Raw genomic sequence first — 15,817 nt, 5'->3', positions numbered from 1 at the left:
TCTGTTCGCTGTCATCTGTCATCCGTTTTCTGTCAGCTGTCAGCTGTCCTCAGCCGGTCGGCCCCGCCCACGTCCCGCGCCCCGAACCCCGCCCCCCGACCGCTATCGGGTCGGCTTGGCGATCAGCAGCTCGGTGTTGTGGTCCTGGCCCGCGCCGAGCAGCGCCGTCGGGCGGCCGTTCGGGTCGTTGTACGACAGCTCGCGGTAGAGCGCGGCGAGGTTGGCGTCCGAGGTGCCGCCGAAGTCCGTCCCGTACGGCGCGGAGGACTCGATCAGCGTGGTGAACAGCGAGAGCGTGCCGTCCCCGTTGTCCGCGATCTCGATGATCCGTCCGTGCTGCGGGTAGTCGATGTGCGAGGCGGTGTTGACCTCCCAGAACGCCCGCTCCGGCACCGCGTGGCCGTGCGGCGTGATCTTGTTCATGTGGGTGTGCCCGTTCACCCACGCGACCACGTTCGGGTAGCGCTGGAGCAGCGCCACCAGTTCGTTGCCGTCGTGCCGCTTCTCGAAGACGTTGCGCGGGTCCGGCAGCAGGTTGCCCATCGTGCCGCTGGTGTGGTGGCTGAAGACGAGGACCAGCTCGTCCGTGCTCCCACCGGTCACCTTGCGCCCGTCGGCGTCGTACCAGTGCCCGCTGTGCGCCTGCAACTGCTGCTCCAGCCAGCGCAGTTGCGCGGTGCCCAGCGAACCGTCGGCGAACCCGGCCTGGTTGGTGGTGTCCAGGCTGATGCCGACCACCTTCTCCGAGATGCGGAAGGTGTAGTAGAGCTTGCCGCTGTTCGCCATGTCCGAGGTGAAGCCGTGCCCGTACGGACCGGCGCCGGTGACCGCCGGGTTCAGGTGGGCCTTGGCGAACTCCTTGAGCGTGAACGGCTTCCGGCGCTCGTCCGGGGTGATCCGGCGCACCGCCTCGCCGTTGGCGATCAGCTTCGCCAGCAGCAGCACGGCGCCCGCCGGGTCGCGGCGCAGCGAGTCCATCAGCTGGGCGGCCGTGGCGTCGTCGCAGCCCTCCAGCTTGTACTGGCCGGTGTAGAGGTCGTTCAGCAGCCCGAGGTCGGGCAGCGAGCCCTCGATGCTGTCGTCGTGGTTGCCGACCGTGGTGTACCAGGGTGTGCGCAGTCCCGGCGCGTCGAAGGGCCGGCCGGCGGCGGACAGGAAGTCGGGTATCTGCGGGAAGCCCTTCGCCTTGTAGCCGTCGCTGTAGGCGAGTTCGGGGTTCCAGTAGGCGGCGTTGCCGGAGTTCTGGACGCCCTCGTAGCGGCCGGGGTCGCCGGTGCTCTGAGCCAGCCGGCCGCCGCCCATGACCTTGAGGTACCAGTCGAGTTCGGCGACCTCGTGGTTGTCGGTGTTGTCACCGGTGGTCATCACCATGCTGAACGGCATCCCGGTGTACGGGCCGCCGGCGAGCGAGTTGACGCGCTCGACGAGCGCCGAGACACCGCGGGCGTTCAGGGCCTCCTGCGGCCGGTACGCGCTGCCGTTGAGCTTGGCCAGGTACTCGAAGCGCACCGGGGACTCGGTGTCCACCAGGTGCAGGTCGCTGAACTGGACGAAGCTGGCCAGGCCGGTTCTGCGGTCGTCCCGTCCGGTGGCCGCCGCCGCGAGGTCTCCGCGCACCACCAGCGGCCAGCCCGGTCCCGCCGTCAGCCGCTTGTAGCCGCCGGTGCCGACCGGCGTGGCCACCTGCTCCAGCGTCGTCCCGGTGACCTTGACCGCCCGTGCGGCGGTCGTCGCCAGCGCCCGGTCGCGCGCCGCGGCCGAGGCGAACTGCGCGCCGCCCAGCGACAAGGCCGACCAGGCGGCGGCCACCGACGTACCGGTGAGGAACGTGCGCCGACTCATCCCTGCCACAAAAACCCCCACATGCTGATGGCCCGGCGAGGAGGTGAGCCCTCGTCCGGGCCCACGTCTGTCATGAACCCGCTTCTGGCGGACCGCCAGATTACTCACTGGTAGGCGTGGCGGCGAGAGTCGTGCAGCGAACTCTTGGGGAACGCGGAGCGGCGCCTCCTCCGCGTCTCGCGCACGGGTGCAGCCCCGGCTCGCCCGGCTGCTCGGGGCTCGCCCGCCGGGGTGCGGAGCGGCATCCCCGCAGCTCGCGCCCGACCCGGCGACCGCCACCCCGGTCGGGTCCGGCCCGGCCGGGTGGGGGAAAATCGGCGACGGCGGCCGGTGCGGACGCCGGGACGGAGCAGGACGGCGCGGGCGCCGTCGGAAACGGGGCGCAGGTGGCCGCAGCGGGAGCCGGGGCGGAATCCGGAGCGGGCGGCCGGGCAGGCCAGCTGAAGAGCAGCGGCCTGCGGCCCGGCTGGACGACGGGCGCCTGCGCCACCGCCGCCACCAAGGCCGCCTACACCGCGCTGCTCACCGGCGAGTTCCCGGACCCGGTGGTCATCACCCTGCCCAAGGGACAGCAGCCCGCCTTCGCCCTCGCCGCCGAGGAGCTGACCGTCCGCGAGCCGTTGACGGGCGGCAAGCCGTCAGCCGTCGACGATGAGCGGCCCGTCGACAATGAGCGAACCGTCGCCGGGGAGCCGGCCGCAACCGAAGAGCCGGGCGTCGAGAAGCGGACCGCCGCCATGGCCGGAGTGGTCAAGGACGCGGGCGACGACCCCGACGTCACCCACGGCGCACTGGTCCGTTCGACCGTACGGTCCGGCGAGCCCGGCACCGGGGTGGTGTTCCGGGCCGGTCCAGGGGTGGGGACGGTCACCAAGGCCGGTCTTCCGCTGCCCGTCGGCGAGCCCGCGATCAACCCGGTGCCCCGGCAGATGATCCGGGACGCCGTCGCCCAGGTGGCAGCCGTGCACGGCGGCAGCGGGGACGTGGTGGTCGAGATCTCCGTCGACCACGGTGCGGAGATCGCCCGCTCCACCTGGAACCCCCGGCTCGGCATCCTCGGCGGCCTGTCCATCCTCGGGACGACCGGGGTGGTCGTCCCCTACTCCTGCTCGGCCTGGATCGACTCCATCCGCCGCGGCGTGGACGTGGCCCGGGCGGCCGGGCGCACCCACGTGGCGGGTTGCACCGGTTCGACCTCGGAGAAGGTCGCGGTCGCGGAGCACGGGCTGCCCGAGGACGCGCTGCTGGACATGGGCGACTTCGCGGGTGCCGTGCTCAAGTACCTCAAGCGCCACCCGGTGCCCCGGCTGACCATCGCGGGCGGCTTCGCCAAGCTGTCCAAGCTCGCGGCCGGCCACCTCGACCTGCACTCGGCGCGCTCCCAGGTGGACAAGGGGTACCTGGCCGAACTGGCCCGTCGGGGCGGGGCGGACGAGGCGCTGGCCGCAGCGGTCGCGGGCGCCAACACCGCACTGGAGGCGGTGCAGTTGTGCGGTGCGGCGGGGGTGCCGCTCGGGGATCTGGTCGCCGAGGCGGCCCGGGCGACGGCGCTCGGCGTGCTGCTGGGCTCGCCGGTCGCGGTGGACGTCATCTGCATCGACCGGGCGGGCACCGTCGTCGGCCGGGCGGAGCCGCTCGGGGCGTGACAATGTCACGAGTGTCACGATGGCGCGACAACATCACCTGGTGATGTGAAGAACTGACGTCCATACGGGGCGAGAATCGGGCAAATGGAGCAGCGCGCCGAGCCCCGATTCTGTCGTCATCTCAACCATGAGATATCGTCTGGCGAGTGACAGGCGACTACCTCACCCGTATCGGCACCCTCATCCGCACCGCGCGCCAGCACCGTGGCTGGTCTCAGGCGCAGCTCGGCGAGGCGCTCGGAACCAGCCAGAGCGCGGTCAACCGCATCGAACAGGGCAAGCAGAACGTCAGCCTTGAGATGATCGCCCGCATCGGCGAAGCCCTCGACAGCGAGATCGTCTCCCTCGGCTACTCCGGCCCGATGCACCTGCGCGTCGCAGGCGGCACCCGGCTCTCCGGCGCGATCGACGTCCGCAGCAGCAAGAACGCCTGCGTGGCGATCCTCTGCGCCTCGCTGCTGACCACCGGCCGCACCACGATCCGCAGCGTCGCGAGGATCGAGGAGGTCTACCGCATCCTCGAGGTGCTCACCAGCATCGGCGTCAGGAGCCGCTGGATCAACGACGGCCGCGACCTCGAACTCACCCCGCCCGCCGAGCTGGACCTCGCGGCGATGGACGTCGAGGCGGCCCGCCGCACCCGCAGCGTGCTGATGTTCCTCGGCCCGCTGATGCACCGCGCCCAGTCCTTCGCCATCCCGTACGCGGGCGGCTGCGACCTCGGCACCCGCACCGTGCAGCCGCACCTGACGGCGCTGCGCCGCTTCGGCCTGGAGGTCGCCACCACCGGCGGCGCCTACCACGCCTCGGTCGAGCCGGGTGCCCCGATGGACCGCCCGATCGTGCTGACCGAGCGCGGGGACACCGTCACCGAGAACGCCCTGCTGGCCGCCGCGCGGCACGACGGCGTCAGCGTCATCCGCAACGCCTCGCCCAACTACATGGTCCAGGACCTCTGCTTCTTCCTGGAGAAGCTGGGCGTGAAGATCGAGGGCATCGGCACCACCACCCTCACCGTGCACGGCGTCCCCGAGATCACCTGCGACGTCGACTACACCCCGGCCGAGGACCCGGTGGAGGCGATGAGCCTGCTCGCCGCCGCCGTCGTCACCTCCTCCGAGCTGACCATCCGACGGGTGCCGATCGAGTTCCTGGAGATCGAGCTCGCGGTGCTGGAGGGCATGGGGCTCGACTACGACCGCACCCCCGAGTACCGGGCCCACAACGGCCACACCCGCCTGGTCGACCTCACCGTGCGCCCCTCCAAGCTGACCGCGCCGATCGACACCATCCACCCGATGCCGTTCCCCGGCATCAACATCGACAACGTGCCGTTCTTCGCCGCCATCGCCGCGGCCGCGCACGGCACCACGATGATCCACGACTGGGTGTACGACAACCGCGCGATCTACCTGACCGAGCTGACCCGCCTGGGCGCGGATGTCAAGCTCCTCGACCCGCACCGCGTGCTGGTCCAGGGCCCGACCCGCTGGCGCGCCGCCGAGATGATGTGCCCGCCGGCCCTGCGCCCCGCCGTGGTGATCCTGCTCGCGATGCTCGCCGCCCAGGGCACCTCCGTCCTGCGCAACGTCTACGTCATCAACCGCGGCTACGAGGACCTCGCCGAGCGCCTCAACTCCATCGGCGCCCAGATCGAGACCTTCCGCGACATCTGACAGTCCGTCATGTCGCTGACCGGCCTCACCCTTCGAGGCCGGTCAGCAACAAGGCAACCTCCAGCCCGGTGTTCAGGTACTCCACGAACACCGGGTTGTTCAACGCCCGGACCGAGCGCCGCTCCCGGACCAGCCCAATTCCCGGTGCCGGCCGTCCGGCGCTACTCGCCGGTGGTGCCGTCGAGGTGTTCGCGGAGGAGGTCGGCGTGGCCGTTGTGGCGGGCGTACTCCTCGATCATGTGGGTGAGGATCCAGCGGAGCGAGAAGACCTCCTCGCCGTAGTGGCCCAGGACGTCCAACGACTCCGCGGCGGCGACGAGTTCCCTGGCGTGGTCGCACTCGCGGCGCCAGACGGCGAAGGCCTCGTCCGGGTCGGCGGTGTCGGTGTCGAACTCGGCGAAGGACCCGTCCGGATGCTTCCAGAAGCCGGGCTGGCCTTCGTCGTTGAGGACGTTGCGGAACCAGCTGCGCTCCACCTCGGCGAGGTGGCGGACCAGGCCGAGCAGGGAGAGCCCCGAGGGTTCCAGTGCGCGGGCGCGGAGCTGTTCCGTGGTGAGGCCCGCGCACTTCATCGCGAGGGTGTCGCGCTGGTAGTCCAGGAAGCCTGCCAGCGTGGCGCGTTCGTCGGCGGTGCGGGGAGTCCGGGTGCGCTGATCATCGGTCATCGGGCCATCCTGCCCCGCGCGCGACGAGCCCGCCCGGAATTTCACGGCGACCACGGCGGGGGCCGTGGTCGTGCTGGTTCTACCGCAGTTGCTCCAGCCAGCGGACCGCGCCCGGGACGTCCGGGACGACCGGTACGCCGGCGGGGACCGGCGGGCGCTCCACGATGACGACGGGCAGCCGGAGCCGGCGGGCGGCGGTGAGCTTGGGGGCGGTCGCGGCGCCGCCGCTGTCCTTGGTGACCAGCAGGTCGATCCGGTGTTCGCGCAGCAGCGACAGTTCGCCCTCCAGCGTGAACGGCCCGCGGTCCAGCAGGACTTCGAACGAGGGCGGCACCGGGGGCTCGGGTGGGTCCACCGAGCGGGCGAGGAAGTGGAGCCCGTCGAGATGGGAGAAGGCGGCGACGCCCTGCCGGCCGATGGTCAGGAAGACCCGCTCCCCGCGACGGGGCAGCAGGTCGGCCGCCGCGGCGAGCGAGGGGGCGGGGAGCCAGCGGTCCCCGTCCGCCCTGGTGAAGCCGGGACGGCGCAGCACCAGCAGGGGGACGCCGGTGGCGGCGGCCGCGAGGGCGGCGTTCCGCGAGATGCCGGCGGCGAACGGGTGGGTGGCGTCGACCACCGCGTCCACGTGCTCCGCGCGCAGCCAGTCGGCCAGGCCCTCGGGCCCGCCGAAGCCGCCGATCCGCACCTCCCCGACGGGCAGCCGGGGTTGGGCGACCCGGCCGGCCAGCGAGCTGGTGACCCGGTGTGCGATCGGGGCGAGTTCGGCGGCCAGCGTCCGCCCTTCGGTGGTCCCGCCGAGGATGAGCAGGTGGCGCATCACGCCCCGCAGGGCTCGTGCGGGCGCTCGCGGTCCGCCGAGTAGAGGTGGCTGTCGCGGAACTGCCCGGCGGCCAGGGTGCGGCCGACGATGATGACGGCGGTGCGGACCACGCCCGCCGCCTTGACCTGCTCGGCGATGTCGCCGACGGTGCCGCGCAGCACCAGTTCGTCGGGGCGGCTGGCCATCGCGACCACGGCGGCCGGGCAGTCGGCGCCGTAGTGCGGGAGCAACTGCTCGACCACGTCGTCCACGTAGCCGGCGGCCAGGTGCAGCACCAGCAGGGCGCCGCTGCGGCCGAGGGTGGCGAGGTCCTCGCCCTCGGGCATCGGGGTGGCGCGCTTGGCGATCCGGGTGAGGATGACGGTCTGGCCGACGGTCGGGACGGTCAACTCCCGCTTCAGCGCGGCCGCGGCGGCGGCGAAGGCGGGCACGCCGGGGACCACCTCGTACGGCACGCCGGCCGCGTCCAGGCGGCGCATCTGCTCGGCGACGGCGGAGAAGACGGACGGGTCCCCGGAGTGCAGCCGGGCCACGTCCTGGCCGGCCTCGTGGGCGGCGACCAGCTCGGCGGTGATCTGGTCCAGGTTGAGCTGCGCGGTGTCGATCAGCCGGGCGCCGGGCGGGCACTCGTCCAGCAGCTCGCGCGGGACGAGGCTGCCGGCGTACAGGCAGACCTCGGCGCGGGCCAGGATGCGCTGGCCGCGCAGGGTGATCAGGTCGGCGGCGCCCGGGCCTGCTCCGATGAAGTGGACGGTCACGAGGCGTTCTCCTGAGGGGTGTCGGGCCTGACGGGGTCGGGCTTGTGGGCGTCGGGCTCGCGGGCGTCGGGCTTGACGGCGGACCACTGGGTCACCGGCATGGCCTGGCGCCACCCGGTGAAGCCGCCCACCGGGACGGCGTGGGCGACGGAGAGTTTGACGAGCTCCCCGCCGTGGCGCCGGTACCACTCGGTGAGCAGCGCCTCGGACTCCAGCGTCACGGTGTTGGCGACGATCCGGCCGCCCGGGCGCAGCGCGGCCCAGCAACCGTCCAGCAGGCCGGGCGCGGTGAGGCCGCCGCCGATGAACACGGCGTCCGGGGCGGGGAGTTCGGCGAGCGCCGCGGGGGCAGGCCCGGTCACCACCCGGAGCCGGGGCACGCCGAGGGCGGCGGCGTTGCGGGCGATCCGCTCGGCCCGTGCCGGGTCGCGCTCGATGCTGACGGCACGGCAGTCGCGGTGGGCGCGCAGCCACTCGATGGCGATCGAGCCGGAGCCGCCGCCGACGTCCCAGAGCAGTTCGCCGGGGGAGGGGGCCAGGGTGGCGAGGGTCGCGGCGCGGACGTGGCGCTTGGTGAGCTGCCCGTCGCTCTCGTACGCGGCGTCGGGCAGGCCGGGGACGAGTGAGGTGCGGGGGCCGTCGCCGAGGTCGACGGCGATGACGTTCAGCGGGTCGCCGGGCGGGTGCGGCCAGCCGTCGGCGGGACCGTCCAGGTGGCGTTCGGCGGGGGCGCCGAGCTGTTCGAGCACCCGCAGGCGGGCGGTGCCGTAGCCGCGGGCGGTGAGCAGCTCGGCGACGGCGGCCGGGGTGGCGGCGTCGGCGCTGAGCACCAGCAGGCGGCGGCCGGGGTGGAGGACGAGCGAGAGGGTGTCCAGCGGGCGGCCGACCAGGCTGACCACCTCGGTGGCCTCCAGCGGCCAGCCGAGCCGGGAACAGGCGTAGGAGACGGAGGAGGGGTGCGGCAGGACGCGCAGGCGCTCGGCGCCGACGGTCTCGGCGAGAGTGCGGCCGATGCCGTAGAACATCGGATCGCCGCTGGCCAGGACGGCGACGCGGCGGTCGGCGTGGGCGGCGAGCAGCCCGGGGACGGCCGGGCGCAGCGGGGACGGCCACGGGACGCGCTCGGCGGTGACCTCGTCGCGGGGGAGCAGGTCCAGCTGGCGGGGGCCGCCGATGACGGCTTCGGCCTCCCGCAGCGCGGCCCGGGAACCGGCGGCGAGGCCGGGCCAGCCGTCGGCCCCGATCCCGACGACGGTGATCGGGGGTGGCAGCTCGGGCACCGGATGGCTCCTCGTCGTTCGGTCCTGCGATGGTGCGGGCCGGCGATCCTGCCGGCCGGGGCAGCCTACCTGGCGGTATGCGGGCGCTTCGGTGCCGGGATCACGCGGGCGATGGAAAACGGCTGACAGATTTCAGCCGACAGCCGACAGCCGACAGCCGACAGCCGACAGCCGACAGCCGACAGCCGACAGCCGACAGCCGACAGCCGACAGATTTCAGATAACAGATAACAGATAACAGATTTCAAACTCTGTTCCGTGTTCGCCGCCACCCGCTCACCGCTCCGCCCAGTCCCCCGACTCGATCAGCGCCGGACGTGCCCGCAGCCGAGCCGCCGCGGCCGGCCCGGCGAGGTAGACCCAGGCCTCCCGAAGCTCACCTGCCGCCGTCCGCACCGTCATCCGCCGTCGCACGTACAGCCCGGTCCCGTCCGCCCGGCACTCCTCCAGCCGGTCCAGGCTCTCCAGGGCCCCGGCGTACGCGCCCGGGCGCACGGTGACCAGCTCGCCCGTGATCCGGCGCCCGGGCGCCGGGTCCGGCACCGCGTACGGGAAGCCGGGGCCGTCGTGCAGCGCGGCGCCCTCCAGCACCGCCGACCGGACGTCGGCGCAGCGCCCGGCGAGATGGACGGCGTGGTTGCGGCCGTCGCTGCGCAGAGTGCCGTACACGAAGAACGGCAGGGCCTCCTCGGATGCGGACACGGGTTCGGCCTCCTCGCCGGGGAGCGCCCACGGTACGTCCTGTGGTCCGATTCCTGATACCGGCTGGCGCTCCGGGCCCTCCATGCGCTGTCATGGCGACTGTTCAGCCAGCACCGTCCAAGGGGGACACACATGACACCCTCCGCTTCCTCCCAACCGGCCGCGACTCCCGGCCCCGCCTCGGCCACCCCCGGCCCGGCCACCGCCGACCCCGGCCCGGCCTCGGCGGACCCCGCCGACCCGGCCGACCCCGGCGCCCCCGGCGCCCCCGCCCCGCTCCCGCCCGCCGACACCCACCCCACCCCCCGGCTCGGCGGCGCGGTCTGGCTGGCCCTCCTGGTGGTCTACATCGTCTGGGGCTCCACCTACCTGGCGATCCGGATCACCGTGGAGACGATGCCCTCCTTCCTCTCCGCCGCCGCCCGGTTCATCACCGCCGGCCTGCTGCTGGCCGGCTACCTCCTGGTGCGGCAGGGCCCGGCGGGCCTGAAGGTGGGTCCGCGTCAGCTCGCCTCCTCCGCGCTGGTCGGCGTGCTCCTGCTGACCGGCGGCAACGGGCTGGTGGTCCTCGGCGAGACCTCCGTCCCGTCCGGCCTGGCCGCCCTGCTGGTGGCCGCCGTCCCGCTCTGGATGGTCGTGCTGACGGCGCTCGGCGGTGACCGCCCGAGGCCCGCCGAACTCGCCGGAGTGCTGCTCGGCTTGGTCGGCCTCGGCGTCCTGTCGGCCCCCGCGATCGGTGGGTCGGTCAAGCCGGTCGGCGTGGTCCTGATCCTCTGCGCCGCGATGCTCTGGGCGACCGGTTCCTTCGCGAGCAAGAAGATCCCGATGCCGGGCAACGTGCTCGCCGCGAGCGTCTACCAGATGCTGGCCGGCGGCTTCTGCGACCTGCTGATCGGCCTGGTCCGCGGCGAGCAGCGGGGGCTCGATCTCGGGGCGATCTCCGGCCGGTCCTGGCTGGCCCTCGCCTACCTGGTGCTGTTCGGCTCGCTGCTCGCCTTCACCGCGTACTCCCGGCTGCTGCGCGACGCCCCGCTGACCCTGGTGGGCACCTACGCGTACGTGAACCCGGTGGTGGCGGTGCTGCTGGGCTGGCTGATCCTGTCCGAGCCGCTGACCGGTCCGACCCTCGCCGGCGGCGCGATCGTGGTGGTGGGCGTCTGCCTGGTGGTGAGCGGCAGCCGGAGCCGGAGCCGCCCGTCCCGGACTGCGAAGCCGACTCGGACCACGAAGCCGCCCCGGACTACGAAGCCGACCCGGCCGGCGAAGGGGCAGTCCGCTCGTAGGTGAGCACGACGTTCCCGCGCTCGAAGATCCGGCTGTCGGTGAGGGTGAAGGAGTGGGGCGCGAAGTCCGCGGAGAACAGTGGAACGCCCGACCCGGCCACCACCGGGTACTGCTTGACGATCAGCTCGTCGATCTCGGGCAGCAGCCGGCCGGCCAGGTCGGCGCCGCCGCAGAGCCAGAGGCCGAGCCCGTCCTCCTGCTTCAGGCGCCGGACGACGCCCAGCGGGTCCTCGGCGGTGACCTCGACCGCCGGGTCCGGGCTGGTGCCGAGCGTGCGGGAGAAGACGATCTGCCGCAGGTGAGCGTAGGGGCTGGTGAGACCGATCGCCAGCCCCGGTTCGTAGGTGCGGCGGCCCATCAGCGCGGTGTCGAACCGCTTGTTCGGGGCCTCCGCGATGCCGACCGCCGCGCGGCCGGGGGTGGGGATGGTCTCGGGGTACTCGGTGAAGAGCGTCGGGGCGTAGTCCTCGGTGACGAACGGCATCAGGAAGTCGGGGTCGCCGTCCGGCGCCGCGATGAAGCCGTCGATGCTGGCGCCGACGAAGTAGCTGAGCTTGCGCATGCAGGTCCTCGGGGTCGGGAACGGGGGCCGGACGGCAGGTCCGGGTGACGGGGAGGGCCGGTTCGGCACCCCCCCGCGAACAACTCTAATCATAGTACTTCAGTCGTAGTGGTTGGCAGGGTGATGGCGAAGGAGAGAATCGATCCATGGTCCAGAACCCCGCTCGCCGCACCGCGCTCGCCGACGCCGTCATCGAGGTCCTCGCCCGCGAGGGCGCCCGTGGCCTCACCTTCCGCGCGGTCGACGTCCAGGCCGGCGTCCCCAACGGCACGGCCTCCAACTACTTCGCCAACCGGGACCACCTGCTGCACCAGACCGCCCGGCACATCCACCACCGGCTCACCCCGGACCCGGCGGTCCTCGCCGAGCTGCTGCGCGCCCCCCGTGACCGCGCGCTGGTCACCGCCCTGATGCACGACCTGCTCCGCCGCATCACCGCCGACCGGGCCGGTTACCTCGCGCTGCTCGAACTGCGCCTGGAGGCCACCCGCCGCCCCGAACTGCGGGCCCAGCTCACCGCCACCGTCCGGGAGCAGCTGGAGGCCAACATCGCCTACCACCTGGACGAGGGCTTCCCCGGCGGCCGGGATACCGTCGTCGTGCTCTACCTCGCCATGACCGGCCTGATCCTCGAACACCTCACCCTGCCCGAGGTGTTGGGCGTCGACGGCCTCGCGGCGCTGGTCGACACCGTCGTCGAGCGGATCGTCCCGGCCGCCTGACCGCGGCGAGCCGCGGGGGAGTGCCGCTCGGTCGGCCGGTCGGCCGGTCGGCCGGTCAGGCGGAGGCGAACACGAAGGCCTCCGCCGGTCCGAACCGGTCGCCGACGTCGCCCACCGGATCGCTCAGCCCGTCAGGTCCCTCCCCGCCGCCTCCTGGGCGGGCCGTCCCCACGCTTCCGGCTCGCGGGGACGGCATCGGGCCGGCCGGGCTCACTCCGCCGGCCGGGCTCGCTCGGCCCGTCAGGCTCACTCGAACCACGAAACGCGCTCGGCCCGTCAGGCTCACCCGGCCCGTCGGGCACCCACGGGTTCAGAGCGAGTACGGCGGCTTCCCCGTCCACCAGTTGCCTGGTGCCTCCGGGTCGCGGCTGGTCCAGTACTCGATGATCGCGCTGGTGAACTCGGCCGCCGAGAGCACACCGTCGCCGTCGGTGTCGAGGTGACGGAAGGCCTCGTCGGCGTCGTCGCGGGAGAGGCCGGCGAAGTGGCCGCGCTGGAAGACGAAGAACTCCCCGGCGTCCACCGTTCCGCTGCGGTCGGCGTCGGCGACGGCGAGGAAGGCTCCGGCGAGCGCGCCGTAGATCTCCCGCGCCTCCTCCGGGGCGTCGGCGAGCGGTCCGGTCGAGGACCGGAACTGCTCGCGGGTGATCGCCTCGGTACCGGCGGGCAGCCGGGCGAGATGCAGGTCGTGCCAGACCGTCAGGTAGGCGCGGACTATCAGGGCCTCGGCCTCCGAGCCCTCCTGGTGGCCGAGCGAGCGGGCCACCGACAGGCCCATCAGGACGTGGTCCCGTTCGGTGAGCAGGCCGTCGCCGTCGGCGTCGAGGTGATCGAACCCGTGGTTGATCTTTGCGATGAGCAGGTCGTCCGACACATGCGCCCCCTCGGCTGGTGATTCCTTGCCCGGTCTCCTACGTCACTTCGCCAGCACGCTAGCGCCTTGAGCCGGACCGGCGCAGCCGAACGAACGGCGAACGACCTGCTTGTTCCCTGCCACCACCGTCCGTCCGGCGGGCCCGACGCACCGCCCGTGCCTCAGTGGACCGCCGCCAGCAGTTCCCTGGTGTAATCGGTGTGCGGCGCCTCGAACAGCCGGTCCCGGTCGGTGGACTCGACCAGCCGGCCCCGGTGCATCACCGCCACCCGGTCGCAGAAGTGCCGCACCACCGCCAGGTCGTGCGAGACGAACAGGAAGGCGACGCCGAGCCGTTCGCGCAGCTCCATCAGCAGGTTGAGCACCTGGGCCTGCACCGACACGTCGAGCGCGGAGACCGGCTCGTCCGCGATGATCAGACGCGGCTGCGGGGCCAGCGCCCTGGCGATGCCGATCCGCTGGCGCTGCCCGCCGGAGAACTCGTGCGGGTAGCGGTCCAGGTGCCCGGCCTCCAGCCCGACCTGCTCCAGCAACTCCGCGGAGCGCTCCCGCCGTTCGGCCGGGTCCAGCCCGGTGTGCAGGCGCAGCGGGGTGTCCAGGGTCCTGGCGATGGTGCGGCGCGGGTTGAGCGAGGCGTACGGGTCCTGGAAGACCAGCTGGATCTCCCGGCTGAGCCGCTTCCGCAGTTCCCGGTCCGGCCGGGTGACGTCCTGCCCGTCGTACAGCACCCGTCCGCCGGTGGGCTGTTGCAGCCCGGCCAGGACCCGCGCGGTGGTGGACTTGCCGGAGCCGGACTCGCCGACCAGCCCGAGCGTCTCGCCGGGGGCGATCCGCAGGCCGAGGCCCTCGACCGCCCGGAGCGGCTCGGCGCGCGGGCCGGGGAAGCGCCGGCGCCCGGGGAAGTGCACGGAGAGGTCGTCCACCTCGACCAGCCACCGCTCGGGACGGTCGACGGCCCGGGGCCGGAACGTCCGCGACGGCGACGGGTCGTCCACCGTCGGCAGGGCGGTGCCGGGTGCCGAGTCCAGCCGGAGCGCCGCTCCCACCAGGGCCCGGGTGTACGGCTCGCGCGGGGCGGACAGCAGTTCGGCCGTCGGCGCGGACTCGATCCCGACTCCGCCGCGCAGCACCAGCGTGCGGTCCGTCGTCCCGGCGACCACGCCCAGGTCGTGGCTGACCAGCAGCACCGCGGTCCCGTGCTCGCGCTGCAACTCGCCGAGCAGGTCGAGGACCTGCCGCTGGACGCGGGCGTCCAGGGCGGTGGTCGGCTCGTCCGCGATCAGCACCTGAGGGTCGTTCATCAGGGCCATCGCGATCATCACCCGCTGGCGCATGCCGCCGGAGAACTGGTGCGGGTAGTCGCGCGTCCTGGCCGCAGGGATGCCGACCCGGTCGAGCATCTCGCCCGCCCGCCGGCCCGCCTCGGCACGGCCCGCCCCCGGGTGGTGCAGCCGGTACATCTCGGCGAGTTGGGAGCCCACGCCGTGGAAGGGGCTGAGCGAGGTGAGCGCGTCCTGGAAGACCAGCGCGGCCTTTCCGCCCCGCACCCCGCGCAGCGCGGACTCCTCGGCGCCGGCCAACTCCTGTCCGTCCAGTCGGATCGAGCCGGTCACGGTGGTGGTGCGCGGGTCGTGCAGGCCGAGGACGGCGAGTCCGACGGTGGACTTGCCGGAGCCCGACTCGCCGACCAGGCCCAGGACTTCACCGGGGGCGAGGTCGAAGGAGAGGCCGCGGACGGCGGTCACCGGAGCGCCGCCGCGCGGGTCGGCGAAGGTGACGGTGAGGTCGCGGACGCTCAGCACCGGCTCGGTGCCCCGCCGGACGGCGCCGGCGTCGGTGGCCTTGAGGGTCCCCGGAACAGTGGAATTCATCGAAGGGCTCCCCATCAGCTCAGCCGGACACGCGGGTCGAGCCAGGCCACCGCGAGGTCGGCCAGCGCGACGAACAGCACCATGAAGCAGGCGGCCAGCAGCACCGCGCCGACCACCGCGGGCAGGTCCTGCCCGGCGACGGCCTCCACGGCGAAGCGCCCGACCCCGTTCAGCCCGAACACCGACTCGGTGATCACGGCCCCGCCGAGCAGCACCCCGGCCTCCAGCCCGATCAGCTGCACCAGCGGCCCGGCGGCGCCGCGCGAGGTGTACTTGAGGTGGGCGCGCAGCCGCCCGAGGCCCTTGCCGCGAGCCGTGCGGACGTACTCCTCGTTCATCGTCTCCAGCAGCTGCGAGCGCGAAAGCCGGGCGAACACCGCCGAGTTGACGAAGCCGAGGACGACCCAGGGGAGCAGCATCCCGCCGGCCCAGGCGAGCGGGTCATCGGCCGGCGGGGTGTAGGAGGGCAGCGGCAGCAGCCCGGTGGAGTACACCAGCAGCCACTGCGCGACGTACCCGAGGAAGTAGATCTGCACGCTGGCGCCGACCAGGGTGAAGCCGGACAGCAGCCGGTCGGTCCGCCGTCCGTGCCGCAACGCGGAGACGAACCCGGTGCCGAGGCCGAACACCAGCAGGACGGCGAGCGCCCCCGCGGTCAGCGAGAGGGTGACCGGCAGGTGGTCGGCCAGCGCCTCGCTGACCGGCTGGTGCAGCCGGTAGGAGTAGCCGAGGCAGGGGGCGTCGCAGTGGATGGTCGAGCCGTCCACGTCGCCGATGTCCCGCCCGGCGACCACCCCGGCCAGGTAGTCGGTGTACTGGGTGAGCAGCGGTTGGTCCAGGCCCATGCTCTGGCGCACCGCCGCGACCTGCCCGCTGTCGCAGCGCGGGCCGCAGGCGGCGCGGGCCGGGTCGGCGGGCGCGGCGTAGAAGAGGGCGAAGGCGGCGGCGGAGACCGCGACCAGGACCGCGAGGGCCTGGGCGGTCCGCCGCAGGACGAAGGAGAGCATGGCCGATCCGGGGTCGACGTGACGGGGGAGGGAAGGGACGGGGAGAGGACGGGGAGGGAGGGGACGGGAGGCGGGGACGGCCCGCCCCGCCGGTGCGGCGAGGCGGGC

Annotated in this window: 14 protein-coding genes; 4 read left to right on the top strand and 10 right to left on the bottom strand. The window is 73.3% G+C overall.

The features are described 5' to 3' along the window. Positions 1–102: 102 nt before the first annotated feature. Positions 103–1,842, bottom strand: a complete 1,740-nt coding sequence (locus ACZ7C5_RS03885) for a TIGR03767 family metallophosphoesterase (protein ID WP_470321900.1) — start codon at positions 1,840–1,842, stop codon at positions 103–105. A gap of 386 nt (positions 1,843–2,228) precedes the next feature. On the opposite strand from ACZ7C5_RS03885, the gene ACZ7C5_RS03880 reads away from it, so the two are divergent. Both ACZ7C5_RS03880 and ACZ7C5_RS03875 read left to right on the top strand, forming a co-directional pair. Then, entirely contained in the window at positions 2,229–3,488 is a 1,260-nt protein-coding gene (locus ACZ7C5_RS03880; RefSeq protein ID WP_470321899.1) for a cobalt-precorrin-5B (C(1))-methyltransferase, read from the top strand. Positions 3,489–3,634: 146 nt separating this feature from the next. Further along, positions 3,635–5,164 carry a UDP-N-acetylglucosamine 1-carboxyvinyltransferase gene (locus tag ACZ7C5_RS03875; RefSeq protein WP_188297505.1) on the top strand — a complete coding sequence of 510 codons (1,530 nt, stop codon included), beginning with the start codon at positions 3,635–3,637 and terminating at the stop codon, positions 5,162–5,164. Between the two features lie 161 nt (positions 5,165–5,325). Here ACZ7C5_RS03875 and ACZ7C5_RS03870 read toward each other — a convergent pair whose 3' ends face one another. The 5 genes from ACZ7C5_RS03870 to ACZ7C5_RS03850 form a co-directional block, all read right to left on the bottom strand. Continuing rightward, on the bottom strand, positions 5,326–5,829 hold the full coding sequence (locus tag ACZ7C5_RS03870; RefSeq protein WP_401087890.1) for a DinB family protein: 504 nt from the start codon (positions 5,827–5,829) through the stop codon (positions 5,326–5,328). 79 nt (positions 5,830–5,908) lie between these two features. Then, the gene (locus ACZ7C5_RS03865; protein WP_401087888.1) at positions 5,909–6,646 is read right to left on the bottom strand and encodes a cobalt-precorrin-6A reductase; all 738 of its coding nucleotides are present in this window, start codon (positions 6,644–6,646) and stop codon (positions 5,909–5,911) included. After that, a complete protein-coding gene (gene cobM / locus ACZ7C5_RS03860; protein ID WP_380692874.1) occupies positions 6,646–7,407 on the bottom strand; it encodes a precorrin-4 C(11)-methyltransferase in 762 nt (253 codons plus the stop codon). Before cobM ends, ACZ7C5_RS03865 begins: the two co-directional genes overlap by 1 nt. Next, positions 7,404–8,687 carry a precorrin-6y C5,15-methyltransferase (decarboxylating) subunit CbiE gene (gene cbiE / locus ACZ7C5_RS03855; RefSeq protein WP_470321898.1) on the bottom strand — a complete coding sequence of 428 codons (1,284 nt, stop codon included), beginning with the start codon at positions 8,685–8,687 and terminating at the stop codon, positions 7,404–7,406. The genes cobM and cbiE overlap by 4 nt, the downstream gene beginning before the upstream one ends. A gap of 276 nt (positions 8,688–8,963) precedes the next feature. Further along, positions 8,964–9,389: a gamma-glutamylcyclotransferase family protein gene (locus ACZ7C5_RS03850; RefSeq protein WP_470321897.1), complete on the bottom strand. Its 426-nt coding sequence runs from the start codon at positions 9,387–9,389 to the stop codon at positions 8,964–8,966. A gap of 132 nt (positions 9,390–9,521) precedes the next feature. Between ACZ7C5_RS03850 and ACZ7C5_RS03845 the strand changes: the two genes are divergently transcribed. Next, on the top strand, positions 9,522–10,676 hold the full coding sequence (locus ACZ7C5_RS03845) for an EamA family transporter (protein ID WP_470321896.1): 1,155 nt from the start codon (positions 9,522–9,524) through the stop codon (positions 10,674–10,676). On the opposite strand, the gene ACZ7C5_RS03840 is transcribed toward ACZ7C5_RS03845, so the two are convergent. Continuing rightward, positions 10,630–11,235, bottom strand: a complete 606-nt coding sequence (locus ACZ7C5_RS03840; protein ID WP_401087879.1) for a dihydrofolate reductase family protein — start codon at positions 11,233–11,235, stop codon at positions 10,630–10,632. The genes ACZ7C5_RS03845 and ACZ7C5_RS03840 overlap by 47 nt on opposite strands. A gap of 146 nt (positions 11,236–11,381) precedes the next feature. Here ACZ7C5_RS03840 and ACZ7C5_RS03835 point away from each other — a divergent pair, with 146 nt between their 5' ends. Continuing rightward, positions 11,382–11,957 carry a TetR/AcrR family transcriptional regulator gene (locus tag ACZ7C5_RS03835; RefSeq protein WP_401087877.1) on the top strand — a complete coding sequence of 192 codons (576 nt, stop codon included), beginning with the start codon at positions 11,382–11,384 and terminating at the stop codon, positions 11,955–11,957. A 310-nt stretch (positions 11,958–12,267) separates the two neighbouring features. Here the strand turns inward: ACZ7C5_RS03835 and ACZ7C5_RS03830 are convergent, their stop codons facing one another. The 3 genes from ACZ7C5_RS03830 to ACZ7C5_RS03820 all read right to left on the bottom strand — a co-directional run bounded on the left by ACZ7C5_RS03830 (position 12,268) and on the right by ACZ7C5_RS03820 (position 15,709). Beyond that, entirely contained in the window at positions 12,268–12,831 is a 564-nt protein-coding gene (locus ACZ7C5_RS03830; RefSeq protein ID WP_401087876.1) for an EF-hand domain-containing protein, read from the bottom strand. Positions 12,832–12,992: 161 nt separating this feature from the next. Further along, positions 12,993–14,702 carry a dipeptide ABC transporter ATP-binding protein gene (locus ACZ7C5_RS03825; protein WP_401087874.1) on the bottom strand — a complete coding sequence of 570 codons (1,710 nt, stop codon included), beginning with the start codon at positions 14,700–14,702 and terminating at the stop codon, positions 12,993–12,995. A gap of 14 nt (positions 14,703–14,716) precedes the next feature. Next, a complete protein-coding gene (locus ACZ7C5_RS03820; protein ID WP_401087873.1) occupies positions 14,717–15,709 on the bottom strand; it encodes an ABC transporter permease in 993 nt (330 codons plus the stop codon). Positions 15,710–15,817 lie beyond the last annotated feature (108 nt).

This window comes from Kitasatospora sp. NPDC036993, assembly GCF_055607525.1.
Note: the sequence above shows the minus strand (reverse complement) of the source record. Positions and strands in the feature narration are given on the sequence as shown.

Coding starts and splice junctions, on each gene's coding strand:
- ACZ7C5_RS03885 (WP_470321900.1), bottom strand. CDS start 1,842: ATGAGTCGGCGCACGTTCCTCACCGGTACGTCGGTGGCCGCCGCCTGG.
- ACZ7C5_RS03870 (WP_401087890.1), bottom strand. CDS start 5,829: ATGACCGATGATCAGCGCACCCGGACTCCCCGCACCGCCGACGAACGC.
- ACZ7C5_RS03865 (WP_401087888.1), bottom strand. CDS start 6,646: ATGCGCCACCTGCTCATCCTCGGCGGGACCACCGAAGGGCGGACGCTG.
- ACZ7C5_RS03845 (WP_470321896.1), top strand. CDS start 9,522: ATGACACCCTCCGCTTCCTCCCAACCGGCCGCGACTCCCGGCCCCGCC.
- ACZ7C5_RS03840 (WP_401087879.1), bottom strand. CDS start 11,235: ATGCGCAAGCTCAGCTACTTCGTCGGCGCCAGCATCGACGGCTTCATC.
- ACZ7C5_RS03835 (WP_401087877.1), top strand. CDS start 11,382: ATGGTCCAGAACCCCGCTCGCCGCACCGCGCTCGCCGACGCCGTCATC.
- ACZ7C5_RS03825 (WP_401087874.1), bottom strand. CDS start 14,702: ATGAATTCCACTGTTCCGGGGACCCTCAAGGCCACCGACGCCGGCGCC.
- ACZ7C5_RS03820 (WP_401087873.1), bottom strand. CDS start 15,709: ATGCTCTCCTTCGTCCTGCGGCGGACCGCCCAGGCCCTCGCGGTCCTG.